This is a genomic window from Mycobacterium sp. SM3041, from assembly GCF_039668335.1.
In the GTDB taxonomy this organism is placed as follows: Bacteria; Actinomycetota; Actinomycetes; order Mycobacteriales; family Mycobacteriaceae; genus Mycobacterium.
The window spans coordinates 139,523-162,587 of record NZ_JAYXBQ010000002.1; the positions used below are offsets into that span (position 1 = coordinate 139,523).

23 protein-coding genes are annotated in these 23,065 nt (G+C 66.2%); 19 read left to right on the plus strand and 4 right to left on the minus strand.

Features of this window, described 5'->3' with window-relative positions; translation table 11 throughout:
• The first annotated feature begins 122 nt into the window (after positions 1-122).
• The 10 genes from VXD91_RS02475 (at position 123) to VXD91_RS02520 (ending at position 8,700) form a co-directional block, all read left to right on the plus strand.
• Positions 123-884, plus strand: coding sequence for an SDR family NAD(P)-dependent oxidoreductase (locus VXD91_RS02475; RefSeq protein ID WP_346414553.1), 762 nt, complete (start codon positions 123-125; stop codon positions 882-884).
• 59 nt (positions 885-943) lie between these two features.
• Complete coding sequence (locus VXD91_RS02480) at positions 944-2,299, plus strand: aminomethyltransferase family protein (RefSeq protein ID WP_133062586.1); 1,356 nt, start codon at positions 944-946, stop codon at positions 2,297-2,299.
• Between the two features lie 72 nt (positions 2,300-2,371).
• Positions 2,372-3,265, plus strand: coding sequence for a bifunctional methylenetetrahydrofolate dehydrogenase/methenyltetrahydrofolate cyclohydrolase (locus VXD91_RS02485; RefSeq protein ID WP_346414606.1), 894 nt, complete (start codon positions 2,372-2,374; stop codon positions 3,263-3,265).
• Complete coding sequence (locus tag VXD91_RS02490) at positions 3,262-4,020, plus strand: 3-oxoacid CoA-transferase subunit A (protein ID WP_346414554.1); 759 nt, start codon at positions 3,262-3,264, stop codon at positions 4,018-4,020. Before VXD91_RS02485 ends, VXD91_RS02490 begins: the two co-directional genes overlap by 4 nt.
• Positions 4,017-4,652 (plus strand): 3-oxoacid CoA-transferase subunit B, encoded by a 636-nt coding sequence (locus VXD91_RS02495; protein ID WP_346414555.1) that lies wholly within the window; start codon positions 4,017-4,019, stop codon positions 4,650-4,652. Before VXD91_RS02490 ends, VXD91_RS02495 begins: the two co-directional genes overlap by 4 nt.
• A gap of 323 nt (positions 4,653-4,975) precedes the next feature.
• Positions 4,976-6,436, plus strand: a complete 1,461-nt coding sequence (locus VXD91_RS02500) for an FAD-dependent monooxygenase (RefSeq protein WP_346414556.1) — start codon at positions 4,976-4,978, stop codon at positions 6,434-6,436.
• A gap of 52 nt (positions 6,437-6,488) precedes the next feature.
• Positions 6,489-7,196, plus strand: coding sequence for a DUF899 family protein (locus VXD91_RS02505; protein WP_346414557.1), 708 nt, complete (start codon positions 6,489-6,491; stop codon positions 7,194-7,196).
• Complete coding sequence (locus tag VXD91_RS02510; protein ID WP_346414558.1) at positions 7,193-7,678, plus strand: SRPBCC family protein; 486 nt, start codon at positions 7,193-7,195, stop codon at positions 7,676-7,678. The genes VXD91_RS02505 and VXD91_RS02510 overlap by 4 nt, the downstream gene beginning before the upstream one ends.
• 279 nt (positions 7,679-7,957) lie before the next feature.
• A complete protein-coding gene (locus VXD91_RS02515) occupies positions 7,958-8,413 on the plus strand; it encodes a DUF5994 family protein (RefSeq protein ID WP_346414559.1) in 456 nt (151 codons plus the stop codon).
• Between the two features lie 83 nt (positions 8,414-8,496).
• Positions 8,497-8,700: a cold-shock protein gene (locus VXD91_RS02520; protein ID WP_346414560.1), complete on the plus strand. Its 204-nt coding sequence runs from the start codon at positions 8,497-8,499 to the stop codon at positions 8,698-8,700.
• 34 nt (positions 8,701-8,734) lie between these two features.
• Here VXD91_RS02520 and VXD91_RS02525 read toward each other — a convergent pair whose 3' ends face one another.
• Entirely contained in the window at positions 8,735-9,226 is a 492-nt protein-coding gene (locus tag VXD91_RS02525) for a DUF5994 family protein (protein WP_346414561.1), read from the minus strand.
• A 159-nt stretch (positions 9,227-9,385) separates the two neighbouring features.
• A complete protein-coding gene (locus VXD91_RS02530) occupies positions 9,386-10,252 on the minus strand; it encodes a MaoC/PaaZ C-terminal domain-containing protein (RefSeq protein WP_346414562.1) in 867 nt (288 codons plus the stop codon).
• 88 nt (positions 10,253-10,340) lie between these two features.
• On the opposite strand from VXD91_RS02530, the gene VXD91_RS02535 reads away from it, so the two are divergent.
• Positions 10,341-12,353: an SDR family oxidoreductase gene (locus VXD91_RS02535; RefSeq protein WP_346414563.1), complete on the plus strand. Its 2,013-nt coding sequence runs from the start codon at positions 10,341-10,343 to the stop codon at positions 12,351-12,353.
• Between the two features lie 67 nt (positions 12,354-12,420).
• Here VXD91_RS02535 and VXD91_RS02540 read toward each other — a convergent pair whose 3' ends face one another.
• Complete coding sequence (locus tag VXD91_RS02540; RefSeq protein ID WP_318986516.1) at positions 12,421-13,665, minus strand: ammonium transporter; 1,245 nt, start codon at positions 13,663-13,665, stop codon at positions 12,421-12,423.
• Positions 13,666-13,869: 204 nt separating this feature from the next.
• On the opposite strand from VXD91_RS02540, the gene glnT reads away from it, so the two are divergent.
• The 8 genes from glnT (at position 13,870) to VXD91_RS02580 (ending at position 22,510) form a co-directional block, all read left to right on the plus strand.
• Complete coding sequence (gene glnT, locus VXD91_RS02545) at positions 13,870-15,207, plus strand: type III glutamate--ammonia ligase (RefSeq protein ID WP_346414564.1); 1,338 nt, start codon at positions 13,870-13,872, stop codon at positions 15,205-15,207.
• Positions 15,208-15,272: 65 nt separating this feature from the next.
• Complete coding sequence (locus VXD91_RS02550; RefSeq protein WP_346414565.1) at positions 15,273-16,184, plus strand: glutamine amidotransferase; 912 nt, start codon at positions 15,273-15,275, stop codon at positions 16,182-16,184.
• A complete protein-coding gene (locus VXD91_RS02555; protein ID WP_346414566.1) occupies positions 16,181-16,861 on the plus strand; it encodes a protein glxC in 681 nt (226 codons plus the stop codon). The genes VXD91_RS02550 and VXD91_RS02555 overlap by 4 nt, the downstream gene beginning before the upstream one ends.
• 14 nt (positions 16,862-16,875) lie before the next feature.
• Positions 16,876-18,231, plus strand: coding sequence for an FMN-binding glutamate synthase family protein (locus tag VXD91_RS02560; protein WP_346414567.1), 1,356 nt, complete (start codon positions 16,876-16,878; stop codon positions 18,229-18,231).
• On the plus strand, positions 18,231-19,409 hold the full coding sequence (locus VXD91_RS02565; RefSeq protein ID WP_346414568.1) for an FAD-dependent oxidoreductase: 1,179 nt from the start codon (positions 18,231-18,233) through the stop codon (positions 19,407-19,409). Before VXD91_RS02560 ends, VXD91_RS02565 begins: the two co-directional genes overlap by 1 nt.
• A gap of 34 nt (positions 19,410-19,443) precedes the next feature.
• Positions 19,444-20,760 (plus strand): allantoate amidohydrolase, encoded by a 1,317-nt coding sequence (locus tag VXD91_RS02570; protein ID WP_346414569.1) that lies wholly within the window; start codon positions 19,444-19,446, stop codon positions 20,758-20,760.
• Positions 20,714-21,361: an XRE family transcriptional regulator gene (locus VXD91_RS02575; RefSeq protein ID WP_212806813.1), complete on the plus strand. Its 648-nt coding sequence runs from the start codon at positions 20,714-20,716 to the stop codon at positions 21,359-21,361. Before VXD91_RS02570 ends, VXD91_RS02575 begins: the two co-directional genes overlap by 47 nt.
• A 63-nt stretch (positions 21,362-21,424) precedes the next feature.
• Positions 21,425-22,510 carry a nucleoside hydrolase gene (locus VXD91_RS02580; RefSeq protein ID WP_346414570.1) on the plus strand — a complete coding sequence of 362 codons (1,086 nt, stop codon included), beginning with the start codon at positions 21,425-21,427 and terminating at the stop codon, positions 22,508-22,510.
• Positions 22,511-22,621: 111 nt separating this feature from the next.
• On the opposite strand, the gene VXD91_RS02585 is transcribed toward VXD91_RS02580, so the two are convergent.
• Positions 22,622-23,044, minus strand: coding sequence for an organic hydroperoxide resistance protein (locus VXD91_RS02585; protein ID WP_020102468.1), 423 nt, complete (start codon positions 23,042-23,044; stop codon positions 22,622-22,624).
• Positions 23,045-23,065 lie beyond the last annotated feature (21 nt).

Genomic DNA, 23,065 nt, shown 5'->3' on the forward strand with positions numbered 1-23,065 from the left:
GTCCTGCGCCGCAGTGCCGCAGCACCCTCGACGGGCACGCATCGGAGCGCGCCGGCCGCACATCGTCACGGTGACAGCAACCCGGACGTGCTCACCGAACACGACCCAGGGATCGGGACAACATGGCCATTGACAGCCTCGAAGGACGTACCGCGATCGTCACGGGAGGTGCCCGCGGTATCGGCGCAGCACATTGCCGTGCGCTTGCGCGGTGCGGCGCTAACGTCGTGATCGCAGACATACTCGAAGATGAAGGTGAGGCCCTGGCGGCCGCCATCGGTGAGCAAGCGCGGTTCGCCTGGTTGGACGTGACTGACCGGTCGCAGTGGTCAGAGTGCGTTGAGGGCGCGGTCGCATTCGGCGGCACCCTCGACATCCTGGTCAACAACGCGGGTATCAACCTGCCGGTTGCGATCGAGGAGATGGCGCCGGCGACCTGGGACCGCGTCCTCAGTGTGAATCTGACCGGTCACTTCAACGGAATCCAGGCTGTGGTGCCCGCAATGCGGCACGCAGGTGGCGGATCGATCGTGAATACGGCGTCAATCACCGCTGTGGTCCCACCCAGCCTTCTCGCCCCCTATGTCGCGTCGAAGATGGCGATCCTCGGTCTGACCCGAGTCGCCGCTCTCGAACTTGGGCGGCACGGCATCCGGGTGAACGCGTTGCAGCCGGGTTACACCGACACAGCCATGATGACCGGCGGTGATGAGGCTGGCATTACGGCATCCATGCCGATACGTCGTTACGGGCGCCCCGAAGAGGTTGCAGACATGATGATCTACCTCGTCTCGCGTGCTACCTACACCACCGGCAGCGTCCTGCCCGTCGACGGCGGCGCGGTCGCCGGCGCCGGCTACGCGGTCGCCGACGCGGCCGACTGAACCACACCAATACCCGCACAGGCTTGTGGGCCTGCGCACGACCAGAAACGGACAATGACGTGACCGCTCAAGAAACTATCGCTGAGGGTGCATTCACTCTGGCTCCAGGGCTAGGCGGAATCCCGCTCGAGTTCCTCGGCTACGAGCAGGAGGCCCTAGCCTCCAAGCAGACCGCATGCCTAGGCACCGGACTCAACGGAATGTCGCCGGTATACGACATAGCCGGGCCTGATGCGCTGGAATTCCTGCGATCGGTATGCATCAACTCCTTCAAGAACTTCCACGTCGGCCAGATCCGCCACGCCGTGCTCTGTAATCACAAGGGTCAGGTCCTGACCGAAGGCGTCGCCGCGCGGATCGACGACGACGTGTATCGCACGTACTGGCTCGCCCCTGTTCTGGCATACCGACTGATCAACTCGGGGATGGACGTGACCGGCGTCGACCAATCCTTCAACGAATTCTTCCTCCAGCTGGCGGGTCCGCGATCGCTTGAAGTGCTCGAGGCGGCGGCCGGAGAGGATCTACACGACATCGGCTTCGGCAGGCACCGCATGTCCCGCATCGCCGATGTCCCCGTGCGCATCCTGCGCCTTGGCATGGCAGGAGGTCTGGGATACGAGGTGCACGGCGCGACTGCCGATACCGAGACGGTTTACCGGGCAATTTGGGACGCAGGGCAGCGGTTCGGTCTTGTCAAGCAGGGACAGACCGCGTATCTCATGCAGCACACCGAAGCTGGCTTTCCGAATATCAACTTGCACTACCCGCTGCCCTGGTACGAGGAGCCCGATATGGCCGCGTACTTCGACACCCAACCGACGCAGAACTTCTACAACAAGTTTCGCCACCTGTTCGGCAGCGTCGGTCCCGATATCGAGGCACGGTTCGTGACTCCGTACCAGATTGGGCTCGGCAAGATGGTCGACTTCGGCCACGACTTCATCGGCAAAGAGGCGCTGCAGCGCGAAGCCGAAGAAGATCGCTGGGCGACGGTCACATTGGTATGGAACGAGCAGGACATCGCCGATGTCGTGGCCTCGAAATTCCGCGGCCGTGGCGTCGAACCCTACGACCGGATCGACGACCGGCCCTACGACATCTACTTCAATCTGGGCGGCCCGGGCTTTGGATACCACGCCGATTGGGTGCTCGCGGACGGCGAACAGATCGGGACGTCAACGGGGCGCATCAACAGCGTCTATTACCGGCGCATGATCTCGCTTGGGTTCATCGACAAGCGGCACGCAGCCGAGGGCTCCGAGCTGACTGTGTTGTGGGGTCGTCCCGGCACGCCGCAGAAGCGGATCCGGGTAACGGTGGGCCGTTACCCCTACTTCGATCTCGTCAACAACCGCGCCGTCGACGTCGAGCAGATCCCACGTCCTGCCCTAGGCGCGGCCATTGGCGGGTGACCTCACCGGCCTGCGACGGCTTCGTATCGCGGACCGAGTCCAACAGGAACTATTCGAAGGGATGTATACCGCATCGTGGCGGAACATTTGGACGGCATCGCGACAGCCGCGACCATCAAGTGCGAGTTGCGGCAACGCGTCGAACGATTGCAGGCAGACGGTCGCGCCCCCGGGCTCGGCACCCTGCTAGTCGGACAGGACCCGGGGTCTGTCTCCTACGTGACCGGTAAACACCGAGACTGTGCGGAGGTCGGCATCGCCTCCATCCGCAAGGAATTGCCGGCTGAGGCGTCAGGCGCCGATATAGCACGGGCGGTCGCAGAGTTGAACTCCGATGACGACGTGACTGGATACATCACGCAGCTTCCGCTCCCCGCCGGTATCGACGAGAACGCAGTGCTGGAGTCGATCGACCCCGGCAAAGATGCCGACGGTCTACACCCCGCCAATCTCGGCCGGTTGGTGCTCACGACAGGGGGACGCCTGTTGTCCCCGCTGCCGTGCACACCGGCCGGAATCGTTGAACTGCTGCTGCGCCACAACGTGCCGATCAGCGGACGACGGGTCACCGTGATCGGACGCGGTGTCACCGTCGGGCGGCCGCTCGGACTGTTGCTCACGCGCAGAGGCCTCGATGCCACGGTGACGCTCACCCACTCGCGCACCGTCGATCTGCCGGGCGAGATTCGGCGCGCGGACATCGTGGTCGCCGCGCTCGGTGCGCCTCACTTCGTCAAACCGGAATGGGTGAAGCCGGGAGCAGCAGTGCTCGATGTCGGTGTCACCCGCGTAGGCACCACCGCCTCAGGTAAGGCCAAGCTCGCTGGCGACGTCCATCCGGACGTCGAAAGCGTCGCCGGCTGGCTGTCGCCGAACCCCGGCGGTGTGGGTCCGATGACGCGCGCCATGCTCCTGTCCAACATCGTGACGCTGGCAGAACAGTCCGTCACACGGGGTGACGCGTGATCAACAAGACAGTTCCGACCGTCCAGGATGCGGTCGCCGACGTCGCCGACGGTGCGACGGTAATGATCGGCGGATTCGGTCGCGCCGGGCAGCCCGTCGAATTGATCGACGCACTCATCGCGCACGGCGCTCGCGACCTGACCGTCGTGTCGAACAACGCGGGCAACGGCAATACCGGACTCGCGGCCCTACTCGCCGAAGGCCGAGTGCGCAAGATGATCTGCTCATTCCCACGTCAGCACGATTCGTGGGTGTTTGACGGACTCTACCGTGCGGGTCGGATACAACTCGAACTCGTCCCACAGGGAAACCTCGCCGAACGGATCCGCGCCGCCGGGGCAGGAATCGGCGCGTTCTTCTCTCCAACAGGTGTAGGCACGCAACTGGCCGAGGGACGCGAAACGCGCACGATCGCCGGCCGTGACTATGTGCTCGAGTACCCGATAGCCGCCGATGTCGCGTTGATCTCTGCGCGCCTGGCAGACCGGTGGGGCAATCTCGTCTTCCGCGCGACCGCACGCAACTTCGGGCCGATCATGGCGGCTGCCGCGACAACAACAGTCGTGCAGGTAGACCAGATCGTGCCACTCGGAGCGATCGATCCCGAAGTCGTTGTCACACCAGGAGTTTTCGTAGATAGGGTTGTCGCGATCGGCGAACGGCCATGGCTCGCCGACGGAATGTTCGTTGGCGGCGTGGATGTCGACGGGCGACCGCTTGCCGACCGTGCGGAGTCGAGCGAGGTCCACCCATGAGTACCCGCATATCCCGCCATGACCTCGCCCAGCGAATCGCAGCCGATATAGCAGAGGGGGCGGTCGTCAATCTCGGGATCGGCGCCCCGACTGCGGTGGCGAACTATCTGCCGGAGGACTTGGAAATCATCCTGCATACCGAGAACGGAATGCTGGGTATGGGTGCAGCACCTGATCGAGCGCACGTCGACCCCGACCTGATCAACGCAGGCAAGCAGCCAGTCACCGCCGTCGCCGGTGCCGCCTACTTCCACCACGGAGACTCGTTTGCGATGATGCGTGGCGGACACCTCGACGTGTGCGTGCTCGGAGCATTCCAAGTGTCGCAATTTGGCGACCTTGCGAACTGGTCCACCGGGGAGCCCGGAGCCATCCCGGCGGTCGGCGGTGCGATGGACCTCGCGATCGGCGCAAAGTCTGTCTACGTCATGACAGACCTGCTGACCAAGAACGGGAAGTCCAAGCTCGTCGCCGAGTGCACATATCCGCTCACGGGTGTCAGGTGTGTCGATCGCGTCTACACCGATCACGCGATCTTCGACGTCACGCGCACCGGTTTTGCGGTGCGCGAGACTTTCGGCGACAACACGGTGGCGACACTGTCAGCTCTTACTGGACTCGACTTTCGGTGATGATGGTCGGCCTACCATAACCTTTATCAAGGCTAGGCATTCTCGGAACTACTACTGCTGCTGCTTGTGGGCTTGACGACATCGACTGGTGCGATCGCGCTGGTTGTTGGGCGCCAGATCGTTTAGCGGTCCTTTGCATTTTGAATGGCGAATTCGCCATCATTGGACATTTCGCAATGCAATTCGCCACGGAGAAATGCAACCTACAACGCCGCCCACTTTCAACATATAGCGCACCCCGGGGCTTGTGGCAATACCCCCCTCATGCTCCAGAATCGCTGGGCTGCAACGTAACTGCAGCTCGATCGTCTTGAGGGGGACGCATGACGAACATTGACGTGATCATCGTGGGCGCAGGACCGACCGGTCTGACGCTCGCCACCGAACTCTGCCTGACCGGGATCAAACCGCTTGTCCTGGAGCGACTCACCGACATCCGCGAGGTCGCCAAAGCCGGCGGCATCGGCGGCCAGATCCTCAACCTGCTGCGCTACCGCGAACTCGGTGACCTGCTCAATGACGCGGCCGGCCGGCCCGTCACCGCCAAACTTCCGTTCGGCGGCATCCACGTCGACCTCACCCAGCTGGACGAGTCGCCGATGCAGGTGCAGCGACTCCCCCAGCCTCAGCTCGAAGCCCTCCTGCAGGACTACGCACGCGGCCTCGGCGTCGAGATCCGGCGCGGCCACGAGGTCGTCGGCCTGCAGCAGGACGACGACGCCGTGCATCTCGAGGTCCGCGGTCCGGACGGTCCGTATCGCATCAGCGCGCAGTACGTGGTGGGCTGCGACGGGGTACGCAGCCGGGTGCGGGAACTGGCCGGCATCGGCTTCCCGGGCATCGTTTACCCCGAGATCCACCGCATGGCCACCGTCACGTGGCCGCGCGAGATCACCGTTCGCGACGACGGCGACTACGACGTCCCGGGCTATGGCCGCCTGCCGTGGGGCTACAGCCAGACCGAGGGCGGCATCTTCGCCATCGCGTCGTCGGAGCCCGGATGGCTGGGCCTGTACACCAGCGAGGCGCCTGATCACGATTACGACGATGACGACCCGATGACGCTGGACGAGTTCCGCGCCAGCGTCCGCCGCGTTCTCGGCGTGGACTTCCCGCTCGGCGAGCCAAAGCGGCTGACCCGCTTCACGTACGCGGCCCGCCACACCGAGCGCTACGTGGCGGGACGGGTGCTGCTGGCCGGTGACACGGCGCACCAGATTCCGACGGGCGGGGTCGCGGTATCGGCCGGGATGCTCGACGGGGTGAACCTCGCGTGGAAGCTCGCCGCCACGCTCCGTGGCTGGGCGCCGCCCGGTCTGCTCGAGACCTACCACTCCGAACGGCACCTCGCCGGCGAACGCCTGCTGCTGCACGCGCAGGCCCAGGTGTCGCTGCGGCGGGGCCACGATCCGGCCGACGAGGCGCTGCGAAAAGTGTTCACTGAGTTGCTCTCCGACGCGCCCGCGCTTGCACGCGTCGGCGCGATGATCGCCGCGTCCGACGTCCGGTATCCGATGCCCGGCGCGCAGCCGCACCCGCTGGCCGGGACGTTCGCGCCGCACCTGCCCGACGACGTCGTGGCGGCCCTGCGCGCGGCGCGACCCGTCTTCGTCGGACCACCCGAGCTGTGCGACGTCGCGGCACCGTGGGCGGACCGCGTCGACATCATCAACCGCCCCACGGATGCGCTGCTGATCCGCCCGGATGCACACATCGCGTGGGCCGGCGCCTCGGATGCGGGGCTGCGGGACGCACTCACGTATTGGTTCGGCGATCCGCGATGAATATTCGCGCCCGCACCGGTCTACCCAGTGAACGCAACCATCAGGAGGCAACATGACCGAGCAGACCGCCCTGCCGCCAGTGGTCGACCAGGACACCTGGCGGGCCGCCCTCGACGACCTGCGCCGCCGCGAAAAGGCCGCGACGCGCGAACTCGACGCCATCGCCGCACAACGGCGCCGGCTGCCGATGGTCGAGCTGCCCGACTACACCCTGATCGGCACCGAGGGGCCGGTGCGGCTGGCTGACGTCTTCGACGGCAAGTCCCAGCTGATCGTCTACAACCACATGTGGACCGACGGCGCCGAGTGGCAGTGCTCGGGTTGCACCGGCTTCACCTCGCAGTTCACCCGCCTCGATTTCCTGGCCAACTACGACGCCCGGTTCGTCATCGTCACCAACGGGCCCATCGAGGAAGCCCTGGCCTACAAGGCCAAAGTGGGCAACAAGATGGAGTGGTACTCGTCGTCGGAGAGCAGCTTCGGGTCGGACATGGGTGCCGCGCCCGGCACGGGTTTCGCCGTCAATGTGTTTCTCCGACATGGCGATACGGTGTACCGCACCTGGCACACCGACGGCCGCGGTTGCGAGCAGCTGGGTCACAGTTTCGCGTTGATCGACGTTCTGCCCTACGGCCGCCAGGAGCAGTGGCAGGATTCGCCCGAAGGCTGGCCCCAGTCGCCGACGTACTCCAATTGGGCCAGTTCACAGGACATTGCCCGCGCATACGGATCGAACGCAGAGAACGGACAGAACCGATGACCAGCAGCTCGACGACTCAGGAACGCTTCGTCGCCACCCGCACCATCGCCGCGCAGCCCGCGGCGGTGTTCGCGGTGCTGGCCAATCCGGCGCGGCACAAGGAGACCGAACCCGGCGACTGGGTGCGCGACGCCGTCGACACCGCACCGATCACCGGTACCGGCCAGGTCTTCGCCATGAACATGTACCTGGACCAGGCCGGCGGGGACTACGTCACGTACAACGTGGTGACGGATTTCGAGCCCGACAGGACCGTCGGCTGGGCGACCGGCAGTCTGGACGAGTCGGGACAGCACGTCCCAGGCGGTTGGTGGTGGCGCTACGACCTCGCACCGAACGGTGACGGCACCGATGTGACTCTCACGTACGACTGGACCGAGACACCGCAGGCCTTCCGCGATCAGATCGGCGGCATGCCACCGTTCCCGCTCGGGTTCATCGAGGAGTCGCTCGCCGCACTCGACCGCGCGGTCACCGGATAAGGCCGACCTCGCCCGCTCTGCGCGACAACGCTTGCACCACAACGGATTGTCGCGCATGGGCGGGCGAGGCGGCGCGCTCGCCGCAGCGGAGGAATAGGCACAGACGTCGGCCGTTCACCGATTCGACTTCGAATGGCCACGCCAGATCTGTTTTGGTCCTGCGCGTTTCCCGCGTACGCTTGATCCATCGGCGGTACTTCGTCGCGTGGCGGGTCAATGCCACGCCGTCGCCGATTCGAAGTAGTTTGACCGATTCGCGGTCAAGGCAGGAACGTCGCAATGACGCCGCAACATGACCCCACGCCCCCGACTCAACGCACGTCGCCGAAGCAGACTCCTCGATTGCGGTTGAAGCCCAAGGCTCCCCGCAGTGGATACGTCGACGGGGCGTGGTGGCCGCACACCCGCTGCCTGAGCACCGAGCTGCCCGACCTGTTGGCCGTGCTGTCGGCGCGCCTCGGCCACATCGACCGGGTGCTCTACAACGTCGGCGAGTGGTCGGCCGCCCCCACCAAGCTCGCGGCAGGCGGGCGGCGGGTACGCCTGGACGGCTATCAGCGCCAGCCGATCAACACCGTTGAGGTGGTCGGACTCGATCGCAACCGGATCGTGCTGCTGACCGTGCCCGTCGATACGGCTCCGGCAGAAGCCCATTGCGCAATCATGAGCGCCGCGCACCCCAATGATCACACGACGGTGTCGGGCATTTTCGCAGCCGCGCAGCACGCGGACTAGCGGTTCATCGCTTCTTGCGCTGAATCACAACAGATTTGGATGCGGACGTTCGCATCCATGTTCAAAAAGAAAGTAGTAGTCACATGACCGAAGGAACCGTGAAGTGGTTCAACGACGCTAAAGGCTTCGGCTTCATCTCCCCCGACGGCGGTGCGCCCGATGTTTTCGTACATCACACCGAAATCCTGGGCGCCGGCTTCCGCTCGCTGGAGGAGAGCCAGCGAGTGAAGTTCGATGTCACCCAAGGCAATAAGGGCCCGCAGGCCGTCGGCGTCACCACGCTCTGATTCCCGCGGAAATTCTGGACTGACGCGCCACGCGTCAGTCCAGAATCTTTCCCGAAACACGTTGCCGCCGTGCGGCTGTCAGGATTTCCTCGGCGGTCTCCAGCATCGCGTCCTCACCGCGACGCGGGTCTACCGGCTGACCGGCAGCGCGGCGCAGCACCATGCCGGCGAGCGTGTTGTTGGTCGTGCTGGGCACGATCAACAGGGTGGCGGTGGCTTCGCACCCTTCCACGGTCATGATGTGCTGCGCGCGTCCACGCCAGGCCTGCCAATTGAGGTTCGGCGGATTGTGCAGGGGCGACCAGTTGATGCCGACCTCCGCGATCTTCCCGAGACGGTCATCGAGAACCGCCATCAGGCCCCCGAATTCGTCGGCCAGGACTCCCGTGTACGGCCACCAGGCCCCGTCGATCCGGCGACCGAGCTTGTCGGACAGGCACAGCCGGACGGGTTTGTCGACGCGGGTTCGTTGCGCGATGTACGCCATCAGGTCGCCACTACGTGCTGAAGCCGACTGGTGCGCCATCCCATGAAAAGTCCTAACGGTCGGTGCCGCGATCACCCACCGGCAGAATCACGTAGAGACCACGCTGCCAATGACTTCGAGCGGAGCCGCCAAGCAACATGTGACGCGGCTCTACCCATGACGCTACGCCGCATGTGCGGCTGCCGCGCCCCGCAACCGTCAGTCGTTGTACTCCGCGGTGCCGTCTTCGAGCACCAGCCGGGCGTTGCTGCCGTCGGCCCCGGCGGCCTCGGTACGGAACACCGCGTGCCCGGGCTCGGTGCGCCACACCGAGGTCGTCAACGTCTCGCCGGGGAACACCGGAGATGTGAAGCGCGCCCCGACGGCCTTGATCTTGGCGGCGTCACCGCCGGCGAGCTCGGCGACCAGGACGCGGCCGGCGACGCCGTAGGTGCACAGGCCGTGCAGGATCGGCTTCGGGAAGCCGGCGAGGGTCTGCGCGAACCACGGGTCGCTGTGCAGCGGGTTTCGGTCGCCGGAGAGCCGGTAGATCAGCGGCTGATCCTCGGTGGTGGGCAATGCGACGACGGCGTCGGCCGGACGATCTGGGATCTCCGGCGCCGCCGCCCGCTCCCCTGGCTGCCCGCCGAAGCCACCCTCGCCGCGGATCACCGCGGTCGACCAGGATTCGGCGATCACGTTCCCGCTGTCGTCGGTGGCGGTGCCCTTGAACGTCAGGATGGCGTTCTTGCCCTCGCCCTTGTCCTGGATGTCGACCACCTCGGAGCTGACGTTGAATCGGCCCGACGGCGGCAGCGGCGCGTGCAGCCGAATCTGCTGGCTGCCGTGCAGCAGCTTGCCGAAGTTGAAGCTGCCGACCTCCCCGACAGCGCCCCAGGCCGGGCAGCAGATCACCGCGTAGGTGGGCAGCACCTGCTGGTCGATGCCATGGCTGTTCTCCGTGGTGAACGCCAAATCCTTCGTCCCGCAACCCACTCCGAGTGCGTAGAGCAGGGTGTCGCGCTCGGTCCACTCGAAAGGCTGCGGTGCGGTCTTGGCTCCGATGGCATTGGGGTTGATCGGCATTCGGCGGTTCTCCCTCAGAAGTCGGTGTGACAAATTCGGACCATACGCGCTATTGACCTGAACCCGCGACAGGTTCACGATGACTCGCATGCGATATGTCGTTACCGGCGGTACCGGGTTTATTGGCCGCCGCGTCGTCAGCCGGATTCTGGCTCAGTACGACGAAGCCGAAGTGTTCGTTCTCGTCCGTCGGGCCTCGTTGGCCCGCTTCGAAGAACTGGCCGCGGATTGGGGTGACCGGGCGAAACCCCTGGTCGGAGACCTCACTTCCGCGGGTCTGGGCCTGGCCGATCTGGCTGATCTGGGTCCGATCGATCATGTGGTGCACTGCGCTGCGATCTATGACATGACTGTCGACGCTGCCACTCAGCAGGCCGCCAACGTCGAAGGCACTCGCGCGGTGATCGAGTTGACGCGCAGCCTCGGTGCGACGCTGCACCACGTGTCGTCGATCGCGGTGGCCGGCAATTACCAGGGCGTTTTCACGGAGGACGACTTCGACGTCTCCCAGGAATTGCCGACGCCGTACCACCAGACCAAGTTCGAAGCCGAGCAACTGGTGCGCGCCACCGCGGGTCTGCGGCACCGGATCTACCGGCCTGCCGTCGTCGTCGGCGACTCCCGGACCGGCGAGATGGACAAGGTCGACGGACCGTATTACTTCTTCGGCGTGCTGTCGCGACTGGCAGCACTGCCGAAATTCACGCCGATGATGGTGCCCGACACCGGCCGCACCAACATCGTGCCGGTGGACTACGTCGTCGACGCACTGGTGGCGCTGATGCACGCCGAGGGACGCGACGGCCAGACCTTCCATCTGACGTCGCCGAATCCCATTGGGCTCAAGGACATCTACCGCGGCGTTGCACAGGAAGCCGGCTTGCCGCCGCTGCGTGGCACCTTGCCGAAGGCCACTGCGGCTCCGGTGCTCAAGGCCACCGGGCGGGCCAAGGTCCTGCGCAACATGGCGGCCATTCAGCTGGGCATCCCCGGTGAGGTGCTCGACGTCGTCGACCTGGCGCCGTCGTTCGCCTCCGAGGCCACTGTCGCAGCGTTGCAGGGCACCGGCATCGTCTTACCCGAATTCGCTTCCTACGCACCGAAACTCTGGCGGTACTGGGCCGAACACCTGGACCCGGACCGGGCCCGCCGTGATGATCCGCGCGGTCCGCTGGTCGGGCGCAACGTGATCATCACGGGCGCCTCGAGCGGCATCGGCCGGGCCTCGGCCATCGCGGTCGCCGAGCGCGGCGGGCGGGTGTTCGCGCTGGCGCGCAGTGCCGACGCCCTCGACGAGCTGGTGGCGGAGATTCGCCAATTCGGCGGCGAGGCCCACGCTTTCACGTGCGATGTCGCCGACGGCAGTTCGGTGGAACACACCGTCAAGGACATCCTCGGCCAGTTCGATCACGTCGACTACCTGGTGAACAACGCCGGCCGCTCGATCCGCCGTTCGGTCGTCAACTCGACCGACCGCTTCCACGACTATGAGCGCGTCATGGCGGTCAATTACTTCGGCGCCGTGCGGATGACGCTGGCACTGCTGCCACACTGGCGCGAACGCCGGTTCGGTCACGTGGTCAACGTGTCGAGCGCCGGGGTGCAGGCCAACAGCCCGAAGTACAGCGCCTATCTGCCGAGCAAGGCCGCACTGGACGCGTTCTCGGAAGTGGTTGGCACCGAGACCCTTTCGGACCACATCACGTTCACCAACATCCACATGCCGTTGGTGGAGACCCCCATGATCGCGCCGTCGAAGCGGTTGAACCCCATGCCGCCGATCACCGCGGAGCACGCCGCGGCAATGGTGGTGCGCGGCCTGGTCGAGAAGCCGGCCCGGATCGACACCCCGATGGGCACGCTGGGTGATCTCGGAAACTACTTCACACCCAAGCTGTCTCGCCGCGTGCTGCACCAGTTGTACCTCGGCTACCCGGATTCGGCAGCGGCCCGCGGTGTCGCCGAAACCCAGCCGCCGGTTGATCGTCCGGATCGCCCGCGCACACCGCGTCGACCCAAGCGGCCCCTCGCGGCCGGCAAGGTCCGGGTGCCCCGTCCGGTCAAGACCGCGGTACGGCTGATCCCCGGCGTGCACTGGTAGACACCGGTACAGACGGCGACACCTGGTCCCAGCCATGGGGCTCGGACCAGGTGTCGCGGTGTCGAGGTCAGACCAATTCGTACGCCGGGTCCCGGTGCAGGGTCGAGTCGATGCCCTCTTCCTCCTCTTCCGCCGAGATCCGCAGCCCGATCATCTTCTTGATGACAAGCGCGATGACGAGGGCAACCGTGAACGAGTAGGCCAGGACCGACCCCGCGGCGACGGCCTGCTTGAGCAGCAGGTCTGCGCCGCCGCCGTACAGCAGTCCGTTGACGCCGTTGGGCATGCCCGAGCTGGCGAAGAAACCGATCAGCAGGGTGCCGACGATGCCGCCGACGAGGTGGACGCCGACGACGTCGGTCGAGTCGTCATAGCCGAACTTGTGCTTGAGCCCGATGGCGAACGGGCAGATCACCGCCGGGATGAAGCCGACGAAGATGGCGCCGACCGGGGTGACGGCACCACACGCGGGAGTGATGGCGACCAGACCGGTGATGGCGCCCGAGGCGGCGCCGATGCCGGTGACGTGGCCGTCCTTGAACTTCTCCACCAGGAGCCAGCCCAGCGTGGCCGCACACGTCGCGACGAACGACGTGACCATGACGATCGCCGCCGGCTTGCCCGCGGACAGCGCCGAGCCACCGTTGAACGCGTACCAACCGGCCCACAGCAGACCGGCGCCGAGCAGGATGAGCGGCACATTGTGCGGCTTACGTGACGACCAGGTCGCCGAGCGGCCGAGCACCAGCGCCACCGCGAGCGCAGCCGCGCCCGCGTTGATGTGGACCGCCGTGCCACCGGCGAAGTCGATGGCGTGCAGCTTGTTGGCGATCCAGCCGCCCTTGGCGTCACTCGTGACGACGCCGTCGACCGCGAAAACCCAATGGGCGACCGGGAAGTAGACCAGAATTGCCCACGCCGTCGCGAACGTCATCCAGGCCGCGAACTTCATCCGGTCCGCGGCGGCACCCGAGACGATCGCCACGGTCAGCGCCGCGAAGAGCGCCTGGAACAGCGCGAACAAGCTGACCGGCAGGCCGTTGATGGTGGTCATCGGGTCCAGGAGGTTCTTCATCCCCGCGAACTCGGTGAAGCTCCCGACGAATCCGCCATAGGAAGTGCCGAACGTCATGGAGAAGCCGAACAGCACCCACAGCACTCCGACGACCGCCACGGCGCCGTACGTCATCATCATCATGTTGGTCGAACTCTTCACACTGACCATGCCGCCGTAGAACAGGGCCAGCCCCGGGATCATGATGGTGAGCCCAATGATGCAACAGAGCATGAATGCTGTTGTTCCGGTATCCATTTCGCCTCCTCGCAAGTTCGGGGCACAGGCTATGCCCGTCTCGGGACAGTAGACATCGTTTTCTTTGCGTAGACGATATGGTGCGCGTAACAAGCTTGTGAACGACCTCGTAACGCCGAAGTTACGTAGCTGCTGTTGCAATCCCCAAGCCGCCCATGTCTACTATTGAGAAACGATGATTCCTATCAGTAGTCGGGAGTTGGCATGACGAAGCCCACCACACTTGCGGAATTGGCCGCCCAGGCGGGAACCAAGTTCATCCTCGCGCTCTTCGTCGACCTGAACGGCAAGCCGTGCGCGAAGCTGGTGCCGGTCGAAGCGGTCGACGAACTCGCCACCGACGGAGTCGGGTTCGCCGGCTACGCGGTCGGCGCGATCGGCCAGGAGCCGAAAGACCCCGATCTGGTCGCCATGCCCGATCCTGCGTCGTTCACGCCGATCCCCTTCGTCAAAGAGGGCCTGGCCCTTGTCCATTGCGATCCGCACGTGAACGGTGAGCCGTGGCCGTTCGCGCCGCGCAACATCCTCAAGGCCATGATCCAGCAGGCCGCCGACGCCGGATTCGAACCGTGGATTGGCGCCGAGGTCGAGTACTTCCTACTCAAGCGGGACGCCGACGGCGCATTGGTGCCTGCGGACGACCAGGACACCGCGGCCCAACCGTGTTACGACGCCCGCAGTGTCACCCGGATGTACGACCACCTGTCGTCGATCAGCACCGCGATCAACGGTCTGGGCTGGGGCAACTATGCCAACGATCACGAGGACGGGTCCGGCCAGTTCGAACAGAACTTCAACTATGCCGAGGCGCTGACCACCTGTGACCGGGTCATCACCCTGCGTTACCTGCTCAACGTGATGGCCGCTGAGCGGGGCATGATCGCCACGTTCATGCCGAAGCCGTTCGCGAACAAGACCGGGTCGGGCCTGCACATGCACATGTCACTCACCAGTGGCGGCGCCCCGGTGTTCCCGACCGAGCCCCACGAGGACGACCGCGGCCTCGCGATGTCCGCGACGGCGTACTCGTTCATCGCCGGCATCCTCGATCACGCGTGCGCCATGCAGGCGGTGATCGCGCCAACGGTCAACTCCTACAAGCGAACCGGCGCGATCTCGACGGCGTCGGGTGCCTCCTGGGCGCCGCGCTTCCCGACCTATGGCGGCAATGACCGCACCCACTACGTGCGCGTCCCGGACAGCAGTCGCATCGAAATGCGCGGCGCCGACGGTTCGGCCAACCCGTACCTGGCGGCGGCCGTCGCACTCGCCGCCGGACTGGACGGCATCAAGCGGGCTGCTGACCCCGGCGCCCTGCGCACGGGACCGAAACAGGAACGCCTCCCCGCCACGCTGTTGCACGCCATCGAACGGCTGGAGACCGACGAGGTGATGACCGGCGCCCTGGATGCCGCCATCCCGCCCAACACCGATATTCCCAGTGTCGCCGCCTATTTCGCCCGTCTGAAGAAGACCGAGTTCTGGGACTGGCATTCCGCGGTCGGCGCCTGGGAACACGAGCGCTACCTCACCGCTTTCTGAGCACTGCAGCAAAACCGCTGTCGGCCAACGACATCGGGCCGCGACGAGAAAGGACCAGTACAACCATGTGCGGAATCGTCGGGTTGCACCTGCGCAACCCCGAGCTCTATCCCAGGCTGGGTGAACTGTTGGCCGGCATGCTGACCGCCATGGAGGCGCGCGGCGCCGACTCCGCCGGCATCGCCGTGTATGGCGACCCCGAGTGGTCACCGCCGGGACAGAGCACCATCTCGCTGATCGAAGTCGGCGAGTCCCCCGAACAGGTTGCCGACGCACTCGCCGCCCACCTGGGCGCCGAAATCACCATCGTGGCGCGCGATGTGACCTATCTGGTGTCGGCGTCCACGACGCCTGAGGCACTGCTCGCCGCGGCCAAGGCGGTGTACCCGCACGCCCTCGTCGGCGGATTCGGCACCGATGTGGCGGTGCTCAAGGGCGTCGGCACGCCCACCTCACTGGTCGGGAATTGGGGGCTGGCCGGCGCACAGGGCTGGCAGGGCGTCGGCCATACCCGGATGGCCACCGAATCGGCGGTGACGCCCAGCGGCGCACATCCGTATGCCGTGGGCCCGGATCAGTGTCTGGTGCACAACGGTTCGTTCGCCAACCACGCCGGCATCCGGCGCGACCTGCGCGCCGCCGGCGTCGAGTTCGATTCCGAGAACGACACCGAGGTCGGTGCCCGCTTCGTGGCCCACGAGCTGGCGGCGGGATCCGACGTCGAGCAGGCCCTGACCGATCTGACGACAACATTCGACGGCTTCTACACCCTGCTGGTCTCCAACAGCGACAGCTTCGCCATCGTGCGCGACGCCATCGCGTGCAAGCCTGCGGTCATCGCCGAGACCACGGACTGGGTGGCCATGGCATCGGAGTTCCGCGCCCTGGCGCACCTGCCGGGGATCGCGGACGCCCGCATCTGGGAGCCCGAGCCCGAAGTGGTCTACGCATGGAGCCGAGAGGCGGTGCCGGCATGAGCGACGCGCCAACGACTTTCGACCTGTCGACGGTGAGTCTGCGTGATGTCAATGCGGCTCTGCACGCCGACGACATCGACGGTCAGTTCGTCATCACCAATCCCCAAGGCGCGCACAACGTGGCCGTCGGAGTCAATTCGCCGGTCGAGATCACGATTCACGGCCACGTCGGCTACTACGCCGCCGGCATGAACCAGAAGGCCGAGATCACCGTCAACGGCAACGCCGGACAAGGCTTGGCGGAGAACATGATGAGCGGTGTCGTCCATGTCACCGGCGACGCATCGCAATCGGCGGGCGCCACGGGGCGCGGCGGACTGCTCGTCATCGACGGCAACGCCGCCGCCCGGTGTGGCATCTCGCTGAAAGGGCTGGACATCGTCGTCGGCGGCTCGGTGGGCCACATGAGCGCCTTCATGGCACAGAAGGGCCGCATCGTCATCCGCGGTGACGCCGGCGACGCCCTCGGTGACTCGATCTACGAGGCCCGGCTGTACGTCCGCGGAGAAGTGAAATCCCTTGGCGCGGACTGCATCGAGAAACCGATGGAGGCCGAACACCTCGAGGAGCTCGCGGGCCTGCTCAAGGCGGCGGGCTACGACGACGACCCGGCCACGTACCGGCGCTACGGCTCGGCCCGCAACCTCTATCACTTCCAAGCACACAACTCCTACTGATTGGAGGCCAGCTCATGACCTTCTCGGCAGACGACCGCGCCAACCGCGGTCTACGCGAGTCCGCCACCTTCGACCGCACGACCATCGCCGCCATCCACCGGGCAGCGGAGACCGGCATCTACGACATCCGCGGCTGGGGCGCCAAGCGCGCACTCCCCCATTTCGACGACCTCCTCTTCCTCGGCGCGTCGATGTCGCGTTACCCCCTGGAGGGCTATCGCGAGAAGTGCGGCACCGATGTGGTGTTGGGCGCACGGAACGCCAAATACCCACTGCACCTGGATATCCCGGTCACCATCGCCGGCATGTCGTTCGGGGCGCTGTCCGGACGGGCCAAGGAGGCACTCGGGCGCGGCGCCTCGGAGGTCGGTACATCGACCACCACGGGCGACGGCGGCATGACGCCCGAGGAACGTGGCCACTCCAAACACCTTGTCTACCAATACCTGCCGAACCGGTACGGAATGAACCCGGACGACCTACGCCGCGCCGACGCCATCGAGGTGGTACTGGGCCAGGGCGCCAAGCCCGGTGGAGGCGGAATGCTGCTGGGCCAGAAGGTCTCCGAACGGGTCGCCGGGATGCGCGACCTGCCGCAGGGCATCGACCAGCGCTCGGCGTCGCGGCACCCCGACTGGACCGGCCCCGACGACCTGACCATCAAGATCAACGAGCTCCGTGAGATCACCGACTGGGAGAAGCCGATCTACGTCAAGGTCGGCGCATCGCGCACGTACTACGACGTCAAACTCGCGGTCCACGCCGGCGCCGACGTCGTCGTGGTCGACGGCATGCAGGGCGGCACCGCGGCCACCCAGGAGGTGTTCATCGAACACGTCGGCATCCCCACCCTGGCCGCGGTACCGCAGGCGGTGCAGGCCCTGCAGGAACTCGGCGTCCACCGCAAGCCCGACGGCGTGCAATTGATCGTGTCCGGCGGTATCCGCACCGGCGCCGACGTCGCGAAAGCACTGGCGCTGGGAGCCGACGCCGTCGCGATCGGCACCGCCGCATTGATCGCGCTCGGCGACAACCACCCGAAGTACGAGGCGGCGTACGCTCAATTGGGCTCGGCAGCAGGGTTTTTCGACGATTTCCAGGATGGCCAGGACCCAGCAGGTATCACCACGCAGGATCCGGTGTTGCAGCAGGCGCTGGACCCGGTCGACGGCGGCCGCCGCGTCGCCAACTACCTGCGCGTCTTGACGATGGAGGCACAGACCATCGCACGCGCCTGCGGCAAGGCACACGTCACGCACCTGGAGCCCGAGGACATGGTCGCCGTGTCCATCGAAGCCGCCGCCATGGCGCGGGTGCCGTTGGCCGGCACGTCGTGGATCCCGGGCCACTCCGCGGCAGGTGGTTTCTGATGGCGTCGAAAGCCGTGATCATCGGTGGCGGCCTCATCGGACTGTCCATCGCGCATTCCCTGACTCAGCGCGGACTCACGGATGTCCTTGTCCTGGAACGGCATCAGCTGGCCAGCGGCGGAACCGGAAAATCATCGGGCATCGTCCGCGCCCACTACGGTGTGCCGTCGATCGCCGCGATGGCCTGGCGCAGCCTGCCGGTGATCGAACAGCTGGGAGACGCCGTCGGCTTCCGCCAGGTCGGCTACACCGTGCTCGTCGGCGACGAGAACGTCGACGCCCTGAGCGCCAACACGGCCATGCATCAATCGCTCGGCGTCGAGGTCGAGCTGATCGACACCGAGACCCTGCAGAAACTGTGGCCGATGCTCGAAACCGCCGATGTGGCACTGGCTTCCTACGAACCACGTGGCGGATTCGCCGACGCCACGCAACTGGCACTGCACTTCGGGCAGACGGCCCGCGCGGCGGGCGCCAGGATCCGGCAGAACACGCCCGTCGCCCGCGTCGTGACCGCAGGCGACAAGGTCACCGGGGTCATGCTGGAGAACGGTGACCTCATCGACGCCGATCTGGTGATCGTGGCCAACGGCTGGTGGTCGGCAAAGTTGTTGGCCGCCATGGGCATCGAATTTCCCATCGAGGCGTACCGATCGGAGCTGCTGATCGTCGACGCCGGCACACCGCTGCCGGACCTGCCGGTGATCTCCGACCTGATCAGCCTGCAGTACTGCCGCGTCGAAGGCGCCGGCCAGTTTCTGGTCGGCAACAGCGACCACGCGGACTTCCAGAAGAAATTCGTCGACCCGGACAACTACTCGAACGTCGCGGCGGAGGCATCCGTCCTGGCCTACGGCGAGAAGGTGATGCACCGGTTCCCCGGCTTCCCCGAACCGGCGGTGACTCACACCTACGCCGGGGTGTATGACGTTCCGCCGGACTGGAATCCGGTGATCGCGCCGATCGGCGGGGTCGACGGGTTGATCCTGGCAGCCGGTTTCGCCGGTCACGGATTCAAGATCAGCCCGGCGGTCGGTGAGCTGGTCGCGGACCTGGTGTTCGAGGGCGACAGCACCGATCCCGACATCCCGGCCACGGACTTCCGGCTGGAACGGTTCGCCGAAGGCAAGCCGCTCAACAGCCTGCACCCGTACGTGGGTGCGGGCGAGATGCGCTGACGACCTCAAATTTCTCTGCCAAGAAGGATCTTTCATGCCTGACACCGTCACCTCGTTGCTTGCCGAGATCGCCGGCACCGGCGTCGACAACCAGCGCGGCGGCTACACCCGGCCCGTCTATTCGACTGCCGAGCTCGACCTGCGGTCGTGGTTCATCGCGCACGCGGCCAAGCGCGGTCTGGACATCGAGACCGATCGCAACGGGATCATCTGGGCCTGGTCGGGCGGGGTCGGCGATGACGCCGTCGTCACCGGCAGCCACCTGGATTCGGTGCCCGGAGGTGGCGCCTACGACGGACCGCTCGGGGTGGCGTCGGCGTTGGTCGCCTTCGATCTGCTGGCCGCCCGCGGCGTCGGCGGACGGCGGGCCATCGCGGTGTTCCCCGAGGAGGAGGGCTCCCGTTTCGGGGTCGCATGCCTGGGCTCGCGGCTGCTGACTGGAGCGATCGACCCGGACCGGGCCCGGTCACTGACAGACAGCAGCGGCACCACGTTCGCCGAGGCAAGTCGTTGTGCCGGAATCGATCCCGCTCATCTGGGGCCCGATCCAGACATGGTGCGGCGGATCGGGACGTTCGTGGAACTCCATGTCGAACAGGGCCGCGGTCTGATCGACCTGGGCAGGCCGGTGGCTGTCGCGTCGTCCATCCTCGGCCACGGCCGGTGGCGGTTGTCCTTCACCGGTGCGGGCAACCACGCCGGCACCACGCTCATGACGGACCGGGCCGATCCCATGGTGGCCGCCGCCCGGCTGATCACCGCCGTCCAGTCACAGGCGCGGGCCATCAGCGGCGCACGCGCCACCGTCGGCCGGATCGTCCCGGTGCCCGGCGGCACCAACGTCATCGCCTCGCGTGTGGATCTCTGGCTGGACGTACGTCACCCCGAGGACGCGGTGACCAAGTTCCTGGTGCACGAGATCGCGGAGGCCGCCAATGCCGCTGCCGCCGGCGAGGGCTGTGGTGTCACGATGACCGAGGAATCATTCAGCGCCACCGTCGATTTCGATTCGTCGTTGCGTGACGGGCTGAGCGCTACGCTCGATGACGCGCCGATACTGGGCACCGGCGCGGGGCATGATGCCGGAGTCTTGAAGGATCACGTGCCCACCGCAATGTTGTTCGTGCGCAACCCCACCGGCGTCTCCCACGCGCCGTCCGAAGCGGTCGAGAACGCGGATGCCGAAGCCGGCTCGGTCGCTCTGGCCGACAGCCTGCAGCACCTCATCGAGGCCCAGTCGGCCCGTACCGACCCCGACGCGCGTCGTCTACTGACAGTGGACGTTGATGCGTTACGGTTGACAAGTGGAGAACGACGAAACGCTACTTCGCAATGCGGGCACCACCCGTAACCGACGGCCCGACGACAAGGTCGAAGAACTCGAGCTCGAGGTCGCCATCGCGCGCAATGTTCGTCAGCTGCGCCACAATTCGGGTCTGTCGGTCGGCGAGATGGCCGCCCGCATCGGCATCTCCAAGGCCATGCTGTCCAAGGTCGAGAATGCCCAGACGTCCTGCTCGCTGAGCACCCTCGCGCTGCTGTCCAAAGGTTTCGACGTACCGGTGACCTACCTGTTCCGCGGCGCCGACACCGAACGGCCCGCGTCGTTCGTCAAAGCCGGCAAGGGCACCCCGATCGTCCGCAGCGGCTCGCAGGCCGGCCACGAATACGAACTACTGGGTGGGCTCCGCGGCGAGCACAAGCGCCTGGAATGCCTGATGGTCACGCTCAACGAGGACAGTGAGGTCTACCCACTGTTCCAGCATCCCGGGACCGAATTCATCTACATGCTCGACGGCGTCATGGACTACGGCCACGGCCGGTCCGAGTATCGACTAGAGCCCGGCGACTCACTGCAGTTCGACGGTGAGGGCGTCCACGGGCCCACCCGGCTCATCCGTCTGCCGATCCGCTTTGTGTCGGTCATCGCATTCCCCGACGGCGCGATATAGATAACAGGCCCAGAGCCCGCGATCGGACTGCCCGTTGCCCCGCAGCCCTTTAGGGTTGGCGACATGACAGGGGGCCTACTACCCGTCGGACAGACCAGGGTGCAGCCGGTTTTTGCCGACGTCGACACCGGCGTAGACGACGCGATGGCACTGGCCTACCTGCTGGCCAGCGCCGACGCCGAGCTGGTGGGCATCGCGTCCACCGCGGGCAACGTCCCGGTCGACCAGGTATGCGTCAACAATCAGGGGCTGCTGCAGTTGTGCGGCGTCGGCCCCATCCCGGTGTCCAGGGGCTCGAGCGTCCCGCTGGTCGCGCCGTTGCGCACTGCCGAGGACACCCACGGCCCGCAGGGACTCGGTTATGCGGAACTGCCCGAGCCCGACGCCGAGTCCGAAATCGGCGGCGTGCTCACCGACTACGACGCCGCCGAGGCCTGGATCCAGGCCGCACGCGAGTACCCCGGCGAGTTGATCGGTCTCGTCACCGGCCCGTTGACCAACTTCGCGCTGGCGCTGCGGCAGGAGCCGTCGCTCCCCCGGCTGCTGCGACGCCTGGTGATCATGGGCGGGGCCTTCGACTACCGGGGCAACACCACGCCGGTGTCCGAATGGAACATCAGCGTCGACCCGGAGGCCGCCGCCGAGGTGTTCTCGGTCTGGGGCGCGGCCTGGGGTCTGGAGGACCCGACGCATCTGCCAATAGTGCTGGGGCTCAACCTGACCGAGAACGTCGCGATGACACCGTCGCTGTTGAGCCGGCTGGCTACCGCAGCGGGCGGACCGTCGTCGCCGATGAGTGTGCTGGACGATCGCGGGACACGGTCGACGTCATCCAACCCGCTGATCCGGGTGCTGGAAGACGCCATGCGCTTCTACTTCGAGTTCCATTTCGACCAGGGCGAGGGCTATCTGGCGCACCTGCACGACCCGCTCGCGGCGGCGGTGGCGCTCGACCCGGACATCGTCCGGTACCAGCAGGCGACGGTCGACGTGGAACTACTGGGCACGTTGACGCGCGGCATGACGGTCGCCGACTGGCGCGGACACTGGGGACGCCAGCCCAATGCCCACATCGGCATCGAGGTCGACCCGGTGGCGTTCTTCGACCGGTTCATCGAGCGCGTCGGGGCCTTCGCGTCCAAGTTGTGAGGGGTGTTCCGACGACTCCGCGAGCTGGCGCAAAACTGTCTTTCCCGAACGGAATTCGACAGGTTTACGTTCCCCCGCAAGCGGGAGGTGCCCCCAGCTCGCGGCGGGAGCTCAGTCGTCGGTGACGGTGATCTTGACGTCGATGTTGCCGCGGGTGGCGTTGGAGTAGGGGCAGACCTGGTGGGCCTTGTCCGCCAGCTCCTGGGCGGCATCGTGCTCCAGGTTGGGCAGGGTGATCTCCAGCTCGACCGCCAGGCCGAATCCGCCGTTGTCCAGCTGGCCGAGCGAAACCCGGGCTCCCACAGACGAATCGGTGACGTCAGCCTTGGCTTCGCGGGCGACCAGGCGCAGCGCCGAGTGGTAGCAGGCGGCGTAGCCGATGGCGAAAAGCTGCTCGGGGTTGGTGCCGTTGCCGCTGCCACCCATCTCCTTCGGGATGGCCAGATCCAGGTCCAGCTTGCCGTCGGAAGTGCGGCCGTGGCCGTCGCGACCTTCGCCGGTGGCCAGGGCTTCGGCGGTGTACAGCGTCTTCATGTCGATCTCCTTGTGGTGGGT